We start from the raw sequence: 15,659 nt of genomic DNA, 5'->3' as shown, positions 1-15,659 counted from the left end.
CTGATAGAAACAGAAGCCACTGGAGCACCTCAAAAACACCATCATACACTAAATCAGTAAGTTGGCAGCATCACCGTAGAGCAGGCGGCTTTTCAACCGCCTGCTGGTTAACCTTACATCACTGCAGCAAACGCCTTTGCAACGCGCTGCACGTTCGCAGAGTTAAGCCCGGCAACACACATACGACCGCTGGCGATCAGGTAAACGCCAAATTCCTCGCGCAGGCGATCGACCTGAGCGGCGCTTAAACCAGTATAGCTGAACATGCCGCGTTGCTTAAGCAGGTAATCAAAATTGCGCTCCGGCATCTCAGTGCTCAACACCCGCACCAGTTGCTGACGCATTGCCAGAATACGGGTTCGCATTTCTTCTACTTCTGCCAACCAACTGGCTTTCAACGCCTCATCATTCAGCACCGTTGCCACTACCTGTGCACCAAAATTCGGCGGGCTGGAGTAAATACGGCGCACAGTAGCTTTCAGTTGCCCCAGCACACGGCCTGCGGCTTCGGCATCTTCACACACCACCGAAAGACCGCCGACACGTTCGCCGTACAGGGAGAAAATTTTCGAGAATGAATTGCTTACCAGAGCAGGTAATCCGGCGCTGGCAATAGCGCGAATGGCGTAGGCATCCTCTTCCATACCGGCACCAAATCCTTGATAAGCGATATCGAGAAATGGGATAAGCTCGCGTGCTTTGAGAATTTCAATGACTGCGTCCCATTGGTCGTTGGTGAGATCGGCGCCCGTTGGGTTATGACAGCACGGATGCAGCAGCACAATACTGCGGGCAGGCAATGTTTTTAGCGTCGCCAACAGATCGTCAAAACGCACACCGTTGGTCACTTCATCATACCAGGGGTAAGTGCTCACTTCGAATCCAGCCCCGGCAAATATTGCTACGTGATTTTCCCAGGTGGGATCGCTGACCCACACACCTGATTCCGGGAAGTAGCGTTTCAGGAAGTCAGCCCCCACTTTCAATGCCCCTGAACCGCCAAGCGTTTGAATAGTCGCCACGCGCTGTTGTTGTAACACCGGATGATTAGCGCCAAACAGCAGTGGCGCAATAGCATGGCGATAGCTGTTAAGCCCTTCCATCGGTAGATAAAGTGAAGCGCCATGAGGCTGCGCATTCAGGCGCGCTTCCGCTTCTTCGACGGCTTTTAATTGTGGAATAATCCCGTCTTCGTTGTAGTACAGACCGATACTCAAATTCACTTTGTCGCTGCGAGGGTCTTCTTTAAAACGCTCCATAAGCGAAAGAATCGGGTCGCCAGCGTAGGCGTCAACTTTTTGAAACACGCGATGGTTCTCCAGGTTTACGGGCAGGTGGTTAAAACACAATAAACCGGAAGATGGGGAAGATCGAGAGGATGTTTAGCAATGAGCAGCAATTAATAACGCAGCGAAGCTGATAAAAAACGCAAAACCTTCAGAGGTACGAACGACAAGAGTGTATCAATTTATTGAATTTACATAAATTTGCAGGCCGGATAAGGCTTTCACACCGCATCCGGCACAGACAATCAACTATTGCAGAACGATTAATCCACGTATTTCATCGCGACCCTTGATGTCAGGCGCGTGATAAGTTCGTAAGCACTCACTTTCGTCATTTCTGCGATACGCTCTACGGGCAGACCTTCGCCCCATAAAATGACCTGATCCCCGGCTTTATCCTGCGCCTGCGGGCCTAAATCTACGCAGATCATATCCATCGCGACTCGCCCCACAATCGGCACTTCGCGGCCGTTCACCAGCACTGGTGTACCGGACGGCGCGGCGCGCGGGTAGCCATCGCCATAGCCCATCGCCACCACGCCAAGGCGGGTATCGCGCTCGCTAATCCAGGTGCCGCCATAGCCTACCGGTTCACCTGCTTTATGCTCACGCACGGCAATCAGGCTGGAGGTCAGTGACATCACTGGCTGGCAACCGAAATCGGCACCGGTGGAACCATCTTCCAGCGGTGACACGCCATAAAGAATGATGCCCGGGCGCACCCAATCAAAATGCGACTGCGGCCATAACAAAATTCCGCCCGATGCGGCGATTGAACGCTTGCCGGGTCTGCCTTCGCAAAAGGTATTGAAGATATCGAGTTGTTTCTCAGTCGCGCCGCATTTTGGCTCATCAGCACGAGCAAAGTGGCTGACAATATTCACCGGCTGACGGACGTTTTTACATTGCGTAAGTCGTTGATAAAACGCTTCAGCTTGTTCCGGTAACACGCCCAGCCGGTGCATACCGGTGTCGAGTTTCATCCAGACGGTAACTGGCTCCTCCAGATTGGCCTCTTCCAGCGCAGCAAGCTGTTCTTCGTTATGCACGGCAGTATGCAGATGTTCAGCGGAGATCGTCGGCAGATCGTCTGCTTCAAAAAAGCCTTCCAGTAACAAAATAGGTTGCGTGATGCCCCCCGCCCTAAGCCGCAGGGCTTCTTCGAGACGGGCAACGCCAAAGGCGTCGGCATCGGGGAGCGTTCGCGCGGTCTCAATCAGACCGTGACCGTAGGCGTTCGCTTTCACCACCGCAACCAGTTTACTGGCAGGTGCCAGTTCACGCAGACGTTGCAGGTTGTGTCGCAGAGCGCGGCGGTTAATCACAACAGTTGCCGCTTGCATTTGTGTTCCTTGATAAGTGTTTGCTTTAATTACCTAATTCATAAAATAATTATTATTCGTCGTCGTACTGTGGCCCCGCGTAGTTGTCGAAACGCGACCATTGACCGTTAAAGGTCAGGCGTACCGTCCCGATTGGGCCGTTACGTTGTTTACCGATAATAATTTCTGCGATGCCTTTTAAATCACTGTTTTCGTGATAAACCTCATCACGATAGATAAACATGATCAAGTCCGCATCCTGCTCGATGGAACCGGATTCACGCAGGTCGGAGTTGACCGGGCGTTTGTCAGCACGTTGTTCCAGAGAACGGTTCAACTGAGACAGCGCCACCACCGGCACATTCAGTTCTTTCGCCAGGGCTTTTAGCGAGCGGGAGATTTCTGCAATTTCCAGCGTACGGTTGTCTGAAAGCGCCGGTACGCGCATCAATTGCAGGTAGTCGATCATGATGAGTCCGATGCCGCCGTGTTCACGGGCAATACGGCGCGCGCGGGAGCGCACTTCCGTTGGCGTCAGGCCGGAGGAGTCATCAATGTAGATATTTCGTTTTTCCAGCAAAATGCCCATCGTGCCGGAAATACGCGCCCAGTCTTCATCATCCAGTTGCCCGGTACGAATTTTGGTCTGGTCAACGCGCGACAACGACGCCAGAGAACGCATCATAATCTGTTCCGATGGCATCTCCAGCGAGAAGATAAGTACTGGTTTATCCTGCAACATCGCCGCGTTTTCGACGAGGTTCATCGCAAATGTCGTTTTACCCATCGACGGACGCGCGGCGACGATGATCAAATCCGACGGCTGCAAGCCAGCGGTTTTTTTGTTGAGATCGTCATAGCCGGTATTAACACCGGTTACACCATCGTGCGGTTGCTGGAACAGTTGCTCAATACGCGCCACCGTGGCGTCGAGCACATCGGCGATATTCTTCGGCCCTTCGTCTTTATTGGCACGACTTTCGGCAATTTTAAAGACGCGAGATTCAGCAAGGTCGAGCAAGTCTTCACTGGTGCGCCCTTGCGGATCAAAACCGGCTTCGGCAATCTCATTCGCAACTGAGATCATCTCACGGACAACGGCACGTTCGCGCACGATGTCGGCATAGGCACTGATGTTCGCTGCACTTGGCGTATTTTTTGACAGTTCCGCCAAATAAGCAAAACCACCAACGCTGTCAAGTTGCCCCTGGCGCTCCAGTGATTCGGCAAGGGTGATCAGGTCAATTGGGCTACCGCTTTCCTGCAAACGCGCCATTTCGGTAAAGATATGACGGTGCGGACGGGTGTAGAAATCATCTGCCACCACTCGCTCGGCCACATCGTCCCAGCGTTCGTTATCCAGCATTAAACCGCCCAACACCGACTGCTCCGCTTCGATCGAGTGCGGAGGCACTTTCAGCCCGGCAACTTGTGGATCGCGATCGCGGGGTTCAGCCTGCTGTTTGTTGAAGGGTTTATTTCCTGCCATAGTGAATGGAGTTACCGAGATAAAGAATGGGTCGAAACTTTACCATATGAAGCAGACCCTGACGATACGTTCTGGAGGACACATGGCAACACGAATTGAATTTCACAAGCACGGTGGCCCGGAAGTACTTCAAACCGTGGAATTTACTCCTGCCGATCCGGCAGAGAATGAAATCCAGGTCGAAAATAAAGCCATTGGCATCAATTTCATCGACACTTATATCCGCAGCGGCCTTTATCCACCGCCATCGCTACCCAGCGGATTAGGCACCGAAGCGGCTGGCATTGTGAGCAAAGTCGGCAGCGGCGTGAAACATATTAAAGCGGGCGATCGTGTGGTTTATGCGCAGTCAACGTTAGGGGCTTACAGTTCTGTGCATAACGTCAATGCCGATAAAGCGGCAATTCTGCCAGCGGCGATCTCTTTTGAGCAAGCTGCCGCGTCGTTCCTGAAAGGCTTAACGGTTTATTATCTGCTGCGCAAAACGTATGAAATCAAACCTGACGAACAGTTCCTGTTCCATGCGGCTGCCGGCGGCGTGGGCTTAATTGCCTGCCAGTGGGCAAAAGCCTTAGGAGCAAAACTTATTGGCACTGTGGGTAGCGCGCAAAAAGCGCAAAGTGCATTAAAAGCGGGTGCATGGCAGGTAATTAACTATCGCGACGAAAATCTGGTCGAGCGATTAAAAGAGATCACCGACGGCAAGAAAGTGCGCGTGGTGTACGATTCCGTAGGCAAAGATACCTGGGAACGGTCGCTGGATTGTCTGCAACGTCGCGGTTTAATGGTCAGTTTTGGTAACTCATCAGGCGCGGTGACGGGTGTGAACTTAGGCATTCTCAATCAGAAAGGCTCGCTGTATGTGACACGCCCTTCCCTGCAAGGCTATATCACCACGCGGGATGAGTTAACCGAAGCCAGTAATGAACTGTTTTCTTTGATCGCCAGCGGCGTGATTAAGGTCGATGTCGCAGAGCAACAGAAATATCCGCTGAAGGATGCGCGGCGAGCGCATGAGATTCTGGAAAGCCGGGCGACGCAGGGTTCCAGCTTACTGATCCCATAAAGAAATTGGGCTTCCACCTGGGAAGCCCTTTCTTTTATAGTTCGGCTGTATGTAGGGTACAGCACGATGAATCTGTTAGAGACGCAATAGTGACAGATTTGATAATCAATTCCTATTTTGTTCTAAGGATAAAACCTTAGGTTGTGATCATCCGCACAATCCCTTAGTAACGCCAGCGGTCATAACGCTGATATTTCGGCACTTTTGGTGCTTTAATCGCCTTAATAACCCACACCACCGCAATCGCCAGCAGTAACCACGGCAGCAACTTAATCATCAATGCCAGCATACCACCGAGGAACATAATGGCCGTCGCCACAACCAGCGCGGCGATAATGCCCAGCAACGAAACGCCGGTGACCATCAACATGACAAAAAAGCCAATCACAAAAAGTAGTTCCAGCATGATGTACTCCCAAATATGAAATCTCTTGCAGCCATTACAAGAATCATGCCAAAACCTAACATTATGATTTATCAAAAAATATGCCCCGCGACGGTGCGCAGGGCATAGTGAATTTGACTACTTTGTGGTGAAAAATTAACGCTTATCCGCCACCAGTTTGAGCGCATGTTCCAGCACGTTAATGTCAGCACCCGCTTTATGGGCATTTTCACTTAAATAACGACGCCACTGCCGCGCACCAGGAATACCCTGGAACAGACCCAGCATATGCCGGGTAATATGGCCGAGATACGTCCCCTGGCTAAGCTCACGCTCAATGTACGGATACATGGCGCGGACTACCGCCACCGGATCGGCATCAGTATCAGAGGAACCAAAGATCTCTCGATCCACCGCCGCCAGAATCCCCGGATTCTGGTACGCCTCACGTCCGACCATCACGCCATCCATATGTTGCAAATGTGCTTTAGCCTCTTCCAGCGACTTGATGCCACCGTTAATCGACATCGTCAGATGCGGAAAATCACGCTTCAGTTGATAGACGCGCGGGTAATCGAGCGGCGGGATTTCGCGGTTTTCTTTCGGGCTTAAACCAGAAAGCCAGGCTTTACGCGCGTGGATGATAAACATCTCACACTCGCCTTTACCGGAAACGGTGTTGATGAAATCACAAAGAAATTCATAGCTGTCCTGGTCGTCAATACCAATACGCGTTTTCACCGTGACTGGAATCGACACCACATCGCGCATCGCTTTAACGCAGTCGGCTACCAGTTGCGCATTACCCATCAGGCACGCGCCAAACATGCCGTTCTGTACCCGGTCAGACGGGCAGCCGACATTCAGGTTGATTTCATCGTATCCGCGCGCTTCTGCCAGCTTCGCACACTGCGCCAGTGCCGCTGGATCGCTTCCACCCAGTTGCAACGCCACCGGATGCTCTTCTTCACTGTACGCCAGGTAATCACCTTTACCGTGAATAATTGCCCCCGTGGTCACCATTTCGGTATAGAGAAGTGTATTGCGGGAGAGCAGACGCAGGAAATAACGGCAATGTCTGTCCGTCCAGTCGAGCATCGGGGCAATGGAGAAACGGTATGCGGGATAAGCGGTTTGTGATTCTGCTGACATGGCGTTTTTTTAAGCACCTGGTGAATTGGGGGCGCTACTATAGCATAACGAATATGCGATCAGGCAATGTGACAGCTATGACGCCCTGTTCTCGGCGTTTAAGTGAGAACTATGGTAAAGTAAGGACATTCTTAACCCCACTTTGAGGTGCCCAATGGAAAAGACCACAACGCAGGAGTTATTAGCGCAAGCTGAAAAACTCTGTGCACAGCGTAATGTGCGCCTGACCCCGCAGCGCCTTGAAGTGTTGCGCCTGATGAGTCTGCAGGAAGGAGCCATCAGCGCCTACGATCTGCTTGATTTACTGCGTGAAGCAGAGCCGCAGGCCAAGCCGCCAACGGTTTATCGCGCACTCGATTTTCTGCTTGAGCAAGGGTTTGTGCATAAAGTTGAGTCCACCAACAGCTATGTGCTCTGTCACCTGTTCGATCAACCAACGCATACTTCAGCTATGTTTATTTGCGATCGCTGCGGCGCAGTGAAAGAAGAGTGTGCGGAAGGTGTGGAAGACATCATGCATACGCTGGCGGCAAAAATGGGTTTTGCCCTGCGGCATAATGTGATTGAAGCGCATGGATTATGTTCAGCATGTGTAGAAGTGGAAGCGTGTCGTCATCCTGAACAGTGCCATCATGACCACTCTATTCAGGTGAAAAAGAAACCGCGTTAAGAGGGCGTACATCCTTGTACACGTCGGGCAGGAGGGATTAATTACCAGCGGTATTCATTGCGGGTTTCCCAGTCCACGACCTCTTTCTCTGCCTGCTCTTTCTGGTAACCGTAGCGTTCCTGGATTTTACCCACTAACTGATCACGTTTACCTTCAATGACCGTCATATCATCATCGGTCAGTTTGCCCCATTGCTCTTTCACTTTACCTTTGAACTGTTTCCAGTTACCGCCGACTTCGTCTTTATTCATATTCAAGTCCTCATCGTTAGGTGGTGAATGAGAGTACGCTCGCTTTTCTTCTGAACGTGGGATTAAGTGTAGTCAGGAATTTGGCTTAGGATTATTTATTCAGAATATTTAACCGTCACGTTCCGGCAAACCAGGTTCCGTTGCGCCAGTGACGACGCCAGATAGCCGCCAGAGAAAGCCCGCGCAGCGCCAGAAAGACGGTTAACGCCAGCCACAAACCATGATTACCCAACCACGGCAGTGTGAGGAGCGTCAGCGCAAATCCTGCTGCTGCCACCGCCATACTGTTTCGCATTTCGGCGGCGCGCGTTGCACCTATAAACATGCCGTCCAGCAGATAACACCAGACACCAACCAGCGGTAAAATGACCTGCCAGATAAGATAGCGATCGGCCAGCTGCTGAATCTGGGTTAATGACGTCAGCAACGCAATAATGTGTTCCCCTGCCAGCAAATAAATCACAGAAAACAGCAACGCCACGATCCCCGACTGGCGACACGCTGCGCGCCAGACATCCAGTAACTGGCTCCCGTCGCGCGCACCGTATGCCTGACCTGAATGAGCTTCAACCGCGTAGGCAAAACCATCCAGCGCATAGGCGGTAAAGGTGAGTAGCGTCATCAGAACCGCGTTAACGGCGATAATGTCACTTCCCAGTCGCGCGCCAAGTACCGTTATTGCACCAAAACAGAGTTGCAATAACAGGGAGCGCAGCATGATGTCGCGGTTAAGCGCCAGCAAGCGACGGACGTTTCCTCGCCAGGCTGTTTTCAGCATTTCGCCGGAAATACCGCGTAGTTTGAGGATTTTACGCACCATTAGCAGACCAATCAGCAACGTCGCATATTCTGCGATGACCGTTGCCAGCGCCGCGCCCTGCACGTTCATATGCAGCCCCATCACCAGCCAGACATCCAGCACAATGTTGAGAATATTACCCACCACTAACAGGACAACCGGCGCACGGGCATATTGCACGCCGAGCAACCAGCCAAGTAATACCAGGTTTGCCAGCGACGCCGGTGCACTTAGCCACCGAATTTCAAGAAAGCGCCGCGCCTGTTCCAGCACGGCTTCACTGCCACCAACAATATGCAGCGCCAGATCGATAATCGGTGTACGCAACAGAGCAATCAACGCGCCAGCCCCCAGCGCCAGTAGCAACGGCTGCACCAGCGCACGCGCTAATGCCTGAGGATTTTTGGCACCATACGCCTGCGCAGTAAGCCCGGTAGTGCTCATGCGCAAAAACAGCAACAGCATAAAGAGAAAGCTGGTCGCCGTTGCGCCAACCGCCACGCCGCCCAGATAAACCGGACTATCAAGATGACCAATTACCGCCGTATCAACCAGCCCCAGCAACGGAACGGTGATATTGGAGAAAATCATAGGTAAGGCGAGATGCCAGAGAGCTTTATCAGATGAAGTGAGGAATGCCATGCAGACAAGCCTGATGAAGAGAGATGAAAAACAAACCGCGACGCCAGGCGGCATCGCGGTATCAGAGATCTGTTACAGCCAGTCGCCGTTGCGAATAACCCCAACGGCCAGCCCTTCAATGGTGAAGCTCTGCTGACGAAGGTCAACGACAATCGGTTTAAACTCGCTGTTTTCTGGCAATAATTCGACTTTATTGCCCTGTTTTTTCAGACGCTTAACGGTAACTTCGTCATCAATACGTGCGACAACGACCTGACCATTACGTACATCCTGAGTTTTATGCACTGCCAGCAAGTCGCCATCCATAATGCCGATATCTTTCATCGACATTCCGCTGACGCGCAGCAGGAAATCGGCATTCGGCTTGAACAAGGAAGGATCGACCTGATAATGACCTTCAATATGCTGCTGCGCCAGAAGCGGTTCACCGGCAGCCACACGACCTACCAATGGCAACCCTTCTTCCTCTTCCTGCAACAAACGAATCCCACGCGATGCGCCGGAAACAATTTCAATTACGCCTTTGCGTGCCAACGCTTTCAGATGTTCTTCTGCCGCGTTTGGGGAACGGAACCCCAAACGCTGCGCGATTTCCGCACGCGTCGGCGGCATACCTGTCTGGCTGATGTGATCACGAATGAGATCAAACACCTCTTGTTGCCTGGCCGTTAACGCTTTCATTCCGCCCCCTGGGTGTATATACAGTTATGCTGTGAGTATATACAGCAAAAGGCGATTTTGGAACCATAAACTACACAATAAACCAGAGATTTATCGAATTCTGGAAGGGTTATCCAAAATGCGACCATAACAGAATGACCCAGGTTGCCACAGCGACGATAATCGCGATCAGCACCGCTGCGGACCCCATATCTTTCGCCCGCCCGGAAAGTTCGTGATATTCAGAGCCAATACGATCAACCACCGCTTCGATGGCGCTATTGAGAATTTCCACAATCATCACCAGCATGACGGAGCTGATAAGCAGCACGCGGGTAATCGCGTCCACATCCAGCCAGCAAGCGATGACCACCGCCAACAATACCGCCACGCCTTCCTGACGGAATGCCGCTTCGTTGATCCATGCAGCGCGTAAACCTTTCCAGGAATAGCCAGCGGCTTTGATAATTCGAGTGAATCCAGTGGTATTATTGGCCATTGAAAGAACCTTTTTACATTATGAGCGTCAATATCAGTGTACCGTTGAATCCGATGATTCCGGTAGCGTAGCGCCGCGCGAAACATGAGCGGATACCACAGAATTTCCCATGACTTTCTGCTATCCTTCCCGCGCATTTGCATTATTAACCAGAGGCTTTACATCGTTTATGTCCGGCTGGCCACGAATTTACTACAAATTACTGAATTTACCATTAAGCATCCTGGTAAAAAGCAAGTCTATTCCGGCAGATCCTGCCCCGGAATTGGGGCTCGATACCTCTCGTCCAATTATGTACGTTTTACCGTACAACTCAAAAGCGGATTTGCTGACGTTGCGCGCCCAGTGCCTGGCGCATGATCTGCCTGATCCATTAGAGCCGCTGGAGGTAGACGGCACGCTACTGCCGCGCTATGTGTTTATTCATGGCGGGCCGCGTGTTTTCACCTATTACACGCCGAAAGAAGAGTCTATTAAGCTGTTCCACGACTATCTCGATCTGCACCGTAGCAACCCAAATCTGGATGTGCAGATGGTGCCGGTATCGGTGATGTTTGGTCGTGCGCCAGGACGTGAAAAAGGCGAAGTAAACCCGCCACTACGTATGCTCAACGGCGTGCAGAAATTTTTCGCCGTACTGTGGCTTGGTCGCGATAGCTTTGTGCGTTTCTCGCCGTCAGTTTCGCTACGCCGCATGGCTGATGAACACGGCACAGATAAAACTATCGCCCAAAAACTGGCGCGCGTGGCGCGTATGCACTTTGCCCGTCAGCGTCTGGCTGCCGTGGGTCCACGCTTGCCTGCTCGTCAGGATTTGTTCAATAAGCTGCTCGCCTCGCGTGCAATTGCCAAAGCGGTAGAAGATGAAGCGCGCAGCAAAAAAATCTCCCATGAAAAAGCGCAGCAGAACGCGATTGCGCTGATGGAAGAGATTGCGGCGAATTTCTCTTACGAGATGATCCGCCTGACTGACCGTATTCTGGGCTTCACCTGGAACCGGCTCTATCAGGGAATCAACGTCCATAATGCCGAACGCGTTCGCCAGCTGGCTCACGACGGTCATGAGCTGGTGTATGTGCCATGCCACCGTAGCCACATGGACTACCTGCTGCTCTCTTACGTGCTGTATCACCAGGGGCTGGTGCCGCCGCATATCGCCGCCGGGATCAACCTGAACTTCTGGCCTGCCGGGCCGATTTTCCGCCGTCTGGGGGCGTTCTTTATTCGCCGTACTTTTAAAGGCAATAAACTCTACTCTACCGTATTCCGTGAATATCTCGGCGAACTGTTCAGCCGTGGTTATTCCGTTGAGTACTTTGTGGAAGGCGGTCGTTCGCGTACAGGACGTTTGCTTGATCCGAAAACCGGCACACTGTCGATGACCATTCAGGCGATGCTGCGTGGCGGTACGCGTCCGATTACGTTGATTCCGATCTACATCGGTTATGAGCACGTCATGGAAGTGGGTACTTACGCCAAAGAACTGCGCGGCGCGACAAAAGAGAAAGAGAGCCTGCCGCAGATGCTGCGCGGTTTAAGCAAGCTGCGTAATCTCGGTCAGGGGTATGTCAACTTCGGTGAACCGATGCCGTTGATGACCTATCTCAACCAGCACGTGCCAGACTGGCGTGAATCTATTGATCCTATCGAAGCTGTACGCCCGGCCTGGTTAACGCCGACAGTCAATAACATTGCTGCCGATCTGATGGTGCGCATTAACAACGCAGGCGCGGCTAACGCCATGAACCTGTGCTGTACTGCGCTGCTGGCGTCACGTCAGCGTTCACTCACTCGCGAGCAATTGACTGAGCAGCTGAATTGTTATCTCGATTTGATGCGCAACGTGCCTTACTCCACGGACTCTACCGTTCCTTCAGCCAGCGCCGGTGAGCTGATTGATCACGCGCTGCAAATGAACAAGTTTGAAGTTGAGAAAGACACCATCGGCGACATTATTATCCTGCCGCGTGAGCAAGCGGTGCTGATGACCTACTATCGCAACAACATTGCGCATATGTTGGTTCTGCCTTCGCTGATGGCAGCAATTGTGACGCAGCATCGGCACATCTCCCGCGAAGTGTTGATGGAGCACGTCAATGTGCTTTACCCAATGCTAAAAGCGGAGCTGTTCCTGCGCTGGGAGCGTGACGAGTTGCCGGGTGTTATTGATGCGCTGGCGAATGAGATGCAACGCCAGGGGCTGATTACGCTGCAAGATGATGAGTTACATATCAATCCGGCGCACTCCCGCACGCTTCAGTTGCTTGCCGCAGGCGCGCGTGAAACGCTGCAACGTTATGCGATTACCTTCTGGCTGTTGAGCGCCAACCCGTCGATCAATCGCGGTACGCTGGAGAAAGAGAGCCGCACTGTGGCACAACGTCTTTCCGTGCTGCACGGCATCAACGCACCGGAGTTCTTCGACAAAGCGGTGTTCAGTTCTCTGGTGCTGACGCTGCGTGATGAAGGATATATCAGCGACAGCGGCGACGCCGAACCGGCAGAAACGATGAAGGTTTATCAGTTGCTGGCGGAGTTGATTACGTCCGATGTACGCTTAACGATTGAGAGTGCGACGCAGGGCGAAGGGTAACTGATGAGCGTTGCCGGATGCGGCGCAAACGCCTTACCCGGCCTACTATGACCTGCAAATTCAATAAATTGCGATGTGTTATGTAGGCCTGATAAGCGCAGCGCATCAGGCAGCATTTCACAGAAAAAAAGCCGGATGACCATGATCATCCGGCTTTTTTACATCATCAGAAATACCAGTAACTCATTGCCAGCCCTAAAAACAGTACCAGGCCAACATAGTTATTATTCATAAACGCTTTAAAACAGGCTTCACGCTCGCGGTTGGCAATCAGTTTTTGTTGATAAACAAACAGTGCGCCCGCGATCAGTATTGACCAGTAATATCCCCAGCCTAAGCCATTTAACTCGCCGATAATCGCCATCAGCACCAGCACGCCAATCTGCAAAATGCCGATAATCAACTTATCGTATTGACCAAACAGGATCGCGGTGGACTTAATGCCAATCTTCACGTCGTCATCACGGTCAACCATCGCATACTGCGTGTCGTAAGCCACCGCCCACAGAATATTGGCGAGGAACATTAACCAGCAGCTTAACGGCACCGATTCACTCACAGCGGCAAAAGCCATTGGAATCGACCAACCAAACGCCGCACCCAGCACTACTTGCGGTAAATGGGTATACCGCTTCATAAACGGGTACACCCACGCCAACGCCAGTCCGGCAATCGACAACAGAATGGTCATCGTGTTCAGCGTCAATACCAGTAAGAACGAAATCAGCACCAGCACCACAAATAGCGTTCGCGCCTCTTTCTCCGTCACCGCGCCACTGGGAAGCGGTCGGTTTGCCGTGCGCTTAACATGACCATCAAACTTACGATCAGCATAGTCATTCACTACACAACCGGCGGCACGCATCAGCCAGACGCCAGCGACAAACACCGCCAGGATCCAGAGTTGGGGAACACCGGGTGTCGCCACCCATAGCGCCCATAAAGTTGGCCAGAGCAGCAGTAACGCACCAATTGGCTTATCCGTACGCATTAAGCGGTGAAACGCCAGCAGCTTATTTTGCGTCAGACTCCACTCCATATTTTTTTCCTCTTAGTACAACGGTGATGCCGGTAAAAACAGTTCGGTCAGCAGCAGCGGCTTACCACTTAATCGCAGGCGGGAACGTCGCCCCCAAAGTCCGGCATCACTGCCTATCTCAATAAAGTCACGAGTTAATGTCGATGATGTAAACAGATAGCGTCCTAACGGCGTTTTACCCAAATTTTGTAACGCCAGCTCGGGGCCGCTTAGCGTTGACACAGGAACGACAGTGCGACCGGCAAGCCACGGTTCTCCATCTGCACATAACAAAATCTCACGTAACCAGTAACGGGATTCTTTCGGCAGCAGCGGTAATTCTTCGGGGATTTCATTCTGCTCGACAAACCCTTCGCGGATCATCGTCACGCTCACCGTTTTTCCCTGCTGTTCAAAACGTTTGGTCATGGAATCTTCCAGCAACAACCAGTCGAGCAGTTGCGGTTCCAGCGCAGGGATCTCTGCAAAATAGCGCAGCGCACGCAGTTGCGTTAACGCGGGGTGTGACATGCCGAACTCTCCGTTACATAACGTAAAGGCATTGTATCGCAGAAAAGCGTTAACGGGAGATGTAAAGCATATTAAGTGATCTAATACGCAACAATAACGCAACAATCACAGGAGAGAGAGAAAAAAAGGTGCGCCCGAAGACGCACCAGTTGTTGCAAAATCAGCACTGTGGGGCGTAATTACCCCTTGCCTTTTACACTGCTGATAAAGGTGGAACGGGCAGATGTCGAGCCCAGGCGTTCAGCTTCATCAAGCAGTTTTAACGCCTTATCAACATCACCTTTCGCGACAGCGTTTTTAATCGCGGTATTAAAATAACTTTCCGTGTCGTTGAGCATAGGTTCACTTTTCTTCGCCGGTGCCGGAGCAGGTGCGGCGGCGGCTGGTGCCGTGTAGGTCGCCGGTGCCGCAGTGTTGCCTACCGTAACCGGAGCTGGAGCGGAAGAACCAAACAACGGCCCCACCAACACGCTGGAGCTGGAGTTGGTTTTCACTTTCAGTTTCAGCAGACCATCGGTGGTATGACGGGCAACCGGGTCTGGAATATCCGGCACCGAGTTACCAACACCTTTGGCATAGGCTTTTGCCGGATCGAGCAGTTGTGTCGTCTGCTGGAGATCTTTTTCAGTGGTAAAGACCAGCACATAAAGTTTCTGCTGCCCTAATGCAGGTGTCAGTCGCATAACGCCTTCCAGACGATCTGCACTCATCACGCCAGGTTCCTGGTAGGTGAAATAACTGCTGGGGAAGAAGGCCGATGGTGTCATGTTCTGATCAAGAATCAGCACGTTCGGCGCAAATACGCTGGTTTGTTTGTTCACTTCACTGGTCAGCGTCAGTGTCAGCTCGCCAATGTTTGCCGGGACGCTGTATGCGGCAACCGAACCGCTGATGCCAGGGACGTTCAGTTGTTGACCGCCAGTAGCTAACCGGGTGGTCTGGGTTTTAGATTGATCGACTGGTGTCCAGGTTAATTGTTGCAGCGCGGCAGATGGAATGGCTGGCGCATCGCTGGTGTTTTGCGGTACGTAGTTAACATCGGCAAGGCTGATTCCAGGCGCGCTTGCCAGCAACCCTGCTGATAAACAGAGGGCGATGAGACTTTTATTCATTTTCATTGTTTTCACCTCAAAATCTGGAGTTCAGCGGTAGCCAGGCAATAGCGCGCTTAACCCGATAATCAGAGGGGCTTACGCCCCTTATAAATAATGACAACCTGTTTTATGCCGGATGCGGCGTGAACGCCTTATCCGGCCTACATTCGGCAGCAGTTGTAGACCTGATAAGACGCGGCAG

General features: G+C 52.1%; 15 protein-coding genes. 3 read left to right on the top strand and 12 right to left on the bottom strand.

The window, feature by feature from the left end; all coding sequences use genetic code 11:
* Nucleotides 1-113: 113 nt before the first annotated feature.
* From tyrB to dnaB, 3 genes are all read right to left on the bottom strand, one after another.
* Entirely contained in the window at nt 114-1,307 is a 1,194-nt protein-coding gene (gene tyrB / locus FC814_RS18545; RefSeq protein WP_000486927.1) for an aromatic amino acid transaminase, read from the bottom strand.
* Nucleotides 1,308-1,549: 242 nt separating this feature from the next.
* Nucleotides 1,550-2,629 (bottom strand): alanine racemase, encoded by a 1,080-nt coding sequence (gene alr / locus FC814_RS18540; protein WP_001147290.1) that lies wholly within the window; start codon nt 2,627-2,629, stop codon nt 1,550-1,552.
* Nucleotides 2,630-2,681: 52 nt separating this feature from the next.
* Nucleotides 2,682-4,097, bottom strand: a complete 1,416-nt coding sequence (dnaB, locus tag FC814_RS18535) for a replicative DNA helicase (protein ID WP_000918355.1) — start codon at nt 4,095-4,097, stop codon at nt 2,682-2,684.
* Between the two features lie 82 nt (nt 4,098-4,179).
* Here dnaB and FC814_RS18530 point away from each other — a divergent pair, with 82 nt between their 5' ends.
* The gene (locus FC814_RS18530) at nt 4,180-5,163 is read left to right on the top strand and encodes a quinone oxidoreductase (RefSeq protein WP_000235546.1); all 984 of its coding nucleotides are present in this window, start codon (nt 4,180-4,182) and stop codon (nt 5,161-5,163) included.
* Between the two features lie 163 nt (nt 5,164-5,326).
* On the opposite strand, the gene pspG is transcribed toward FC814_RS18530, so the two are convergent.
* On the bottom strand, nt 5,327-5,569 hold the full coding sequence (gene pspG / locus FC814_RS18525) for an envelope stress response protein PspG (RefSeq protein ID WP_000891404.1): 243 nt from the start codon (nt 5,567-5,569) through the stop codon (nt 5,327-5,329).
* A 135-nt stretch (nt 5,570-5,704) separates the two neighbouring features.
* On the bottom strand, nt 5,705-6,700 hold the full coding sequence (gene dusA, locus FC814_RS18520; RefSeq protein ID WP_001272043.1) for a tRNA dihydrouridine(20/20a) synthase DusA: 996 nt from the start codon (nt 6,698-6,700) through the stop codon (nt 5,705-5,707).
* A 154-nt stretch (nt 6,701-6,854) separates the two neighbouring features.
* On the opposite strand from dusA, the gene zur reads away from it, so the two are divergent.
* Nucleotides 6,855-7,370: a zinc uptake transcriptional repressor Zur gene (zur, locus tag FC814_RS18515; protein WP_000416266.1), complete on the top strand. Its 516-nt coding sequence runs from the start codon at nt 6,855-6,857 to the stop codon at nt 7,368-7,370.
* Between the two features lie 41 nt (nt 7,371-7,411).
* On the opposite strand, the gene FC814_RS18510 is transcribed toward zur, so the two are convergent.
* The 4 genes from FC814_RS18510 to dgkA all read right to left on the bottom strand — a co-directional run bounded on the left by FC814_RS18510 (nt 7,412) and on the right by dgkA (nt 10,221).
* Complete coding sequence (locus FC814_RS18510; RefSeq protein WP_137326289.1) at nt 7,412-7,621, bottom strand: CsbD family protein; 210 nt, start codon at nt 7,619-7,621, stop codon at nt 7,412-7,414.
* A 115-nt stretch (nt 7,622-7,736) separates the two neighbouring features.
* Nucleotides 7,737-9,062 carry an MATE family efflux transporter DinF gene (dinF, locus tag FC814_RS18505; protein ID WP_137326288.1) on the bottom strand — a complete coding sequence of 442 codons (1,326 nt, stop codon included), beginning with the start codon at nt 9,060-9,062 and terminating at the stop codon, nt 7,737-7,739.
* Between the two features lie 72 nt (nt 9,063-9,134).
* A complete protein-coding gene (gene lexA / locus FC814_RS18500; RefSeq protein ID WP_000646078.1) occupies nt 9,135-9,743 on the bottom strand; it encodes a transcriptional repressor LexA in 609 nt (202 codons plus the stop codon).
* Nucleotides 9,744-9,852: 109 nt separating this feature from the next.
* On the bottom strand, nt 9,853-10,221 hold the full coding sequence (gene dgkA / locus FC814_RS18495) for a diacylglycerol kinase (RefSeq protein WP_000002906.1): 369 nt from the start codon (nt 10,219-10,221) through the stop codon (nt 9,853-9,855).
* A 169-nt stretch (nt 10,222-10,390) separates the two neighbouring features.
* Between dgkA and plsB the strand changes: the two genes are divergently transcribed.
* Entirely contained in the window at nt 10,391-12,814 is a 2,424-nt protein-coding gene (gene plsB, locus FC814_RS18490) for a glycerol-3-phosphate 1-O-acyltransferase PlsB (RefSeq protein ID WP_016159874.1), read from the top strand.
* A gap of 166 nt (nt 12,815-12,980) precedes the next feature.
* Here plsB and ubiA read toward each other — a convergent pair whose 3' ends face one another.
* The 3 genes from ubiA to malM all read right to left on the bottom strand — a co-directional run bounded on the left by ubiA (nt 12,981) and on the right by malM (nt 15,481).
* Nucleotides 12,981-13,853, bottom strand: a complete 873-nt coding sequence (gene ubiA / locus FC814_RS18485; protein WP_105290455.1) for a 4-hydroxybenzoate octaprenyltransferase — start codon at nt 13,851-13,853, stop codon at nt 12,981-12,983.
* A 12-nt stretch (nt 13,854-13,865) separates the two neighbouring features.
* A complete protein-coding gene (gene ubiC / locus FC814_RS18480; protein WP_000019215.1) occupies nt 13,866-14,363 on the bottom strand; it encodes a chorismate lyase in 498 nt (165 codons plus the stop codon).
* Between the two features lie 179 nt (nt 14,364-14,542).
* Entirely contained in the window at nt 14,543-15,481 is a 939-nt protein-coding gene (gene malM, locus FC814_RS18475) for a maltose operon protein MalM (RefSeq protein WP_010344810.1), read from the bottom strand.
* Nucleotides 15,482-15,659: the final 178 nt, after the last annotated feature.

It is taken from the genome of Escherichia sp. MR (genome assembly GCF_005280595.1).
Lineage (GTDB): Bacteria > Pseudomonadota > Gammaproteobacteria > Enterobacterales > Enterobacteriaceae > Escherichia > Escherichia ruysiae.
The sequence above is the reverse complement of the archived record's forward strand: the minus strand, read 5'-3'. Positions and strand labels throughout refer to the sequence as shown.

Excerpts from the sequence above, each read along its gene's own strand:
- FC814_RS18510 (WP_137326289.1), bottom strand. The coding sequence starts at position 7,621 with ATGAATAAAGACGAAGTCGGCGGTAACTGGAAACAGTTCAAAGGTAAA.
- ubiA (WP_105290455.1), bottom strand. The coding sequence starts at position 13,853 with ATGGAGTGGAGTCTGACGCAAAATAAGCTGCTGGCGTTTCACCGCTTA.
- pspG (WP_000891404.1), bottom strand. The coding sequence starts at position 5,569 with ATGCTGGAACTACTTTTTGTGATTGGCTTTTTTGTCATGTTGATGGTC.
- dusA (WP_001272043.1), bottom strand. The coding sequence starts at position 6,700 with ATGTCAGCAGAATCACAAACCGCTTATCCCGCATACCGTTTCTCCATT.
- dgkA (WP_000002906.1), bottom strand. The coding sequence starts at position 10,221 with ATGGCCAATAATACCACTGGATTCACTCGAATTATCAAAGCCGCTGGC.
- lexA (WP_000646078.1), bottom strand. The coding sequence starts at position 9,743 with ATGAAAGCGTTAACGGCCAGGCAACAAGAGGTGTTTGATCTCATTCGT.
- malM (WP_010344810.1), bottom strand. The coding sequence starts at position 15,481 with ATGAAAATGAATAAAAGTCTCATCGCCCTCTGTTTATCAGCAGGGTTG.
- FC814_RS18530 (WP_000235546.1), top strand. The coding sequence starts at position 4,180 with ATGGCAACACGAATTGAATTTCACAAGCACGGTGGCCCGGAAGTACTT.
- dinF (WP_137326288.1), bottom strand. The coding sequence starts at position 9,062 with ATGGCATTCCTCACTTCATCTGATAAAGCTCTCTGGCATCTCGCCTTA.
- plsB (WP_016159874.1), top strand. The coding sequence starts at position 10,391 with ATGTCCGGCTGGCCACGAATTTACTACAAATTACTGAATTTACCATTA.
- alr (WP_001147290.1), bottom strand. The coding sequence starts at position 2,629 with ATGCAAGCGGCAACTGTTGTGATTAACCGCCGCGCTCTGCGACACAAC.
- zur (WP_000416266.1), top strand. The coding sequence starts at position 6,855 with ATGGAAAAGACCACAACGCAGGAGTTATTAGCGCAAGCTGAAAAACTC.
- ubiC (WP_000019215.1), bottom strand. The coding sequence starts at position 14,363 with ATGTCACACCCCGCGTTAACGCAACTGCGTGCGCTGCGCTATTTTGCA.
- dnaB (WP_000918355.1), bottom strand. The coding sequence starts at position 4,097 with ATGGCAGGAAATAAACCCTTCAACAAACAGCAGGCTGAACCCCGCGAT.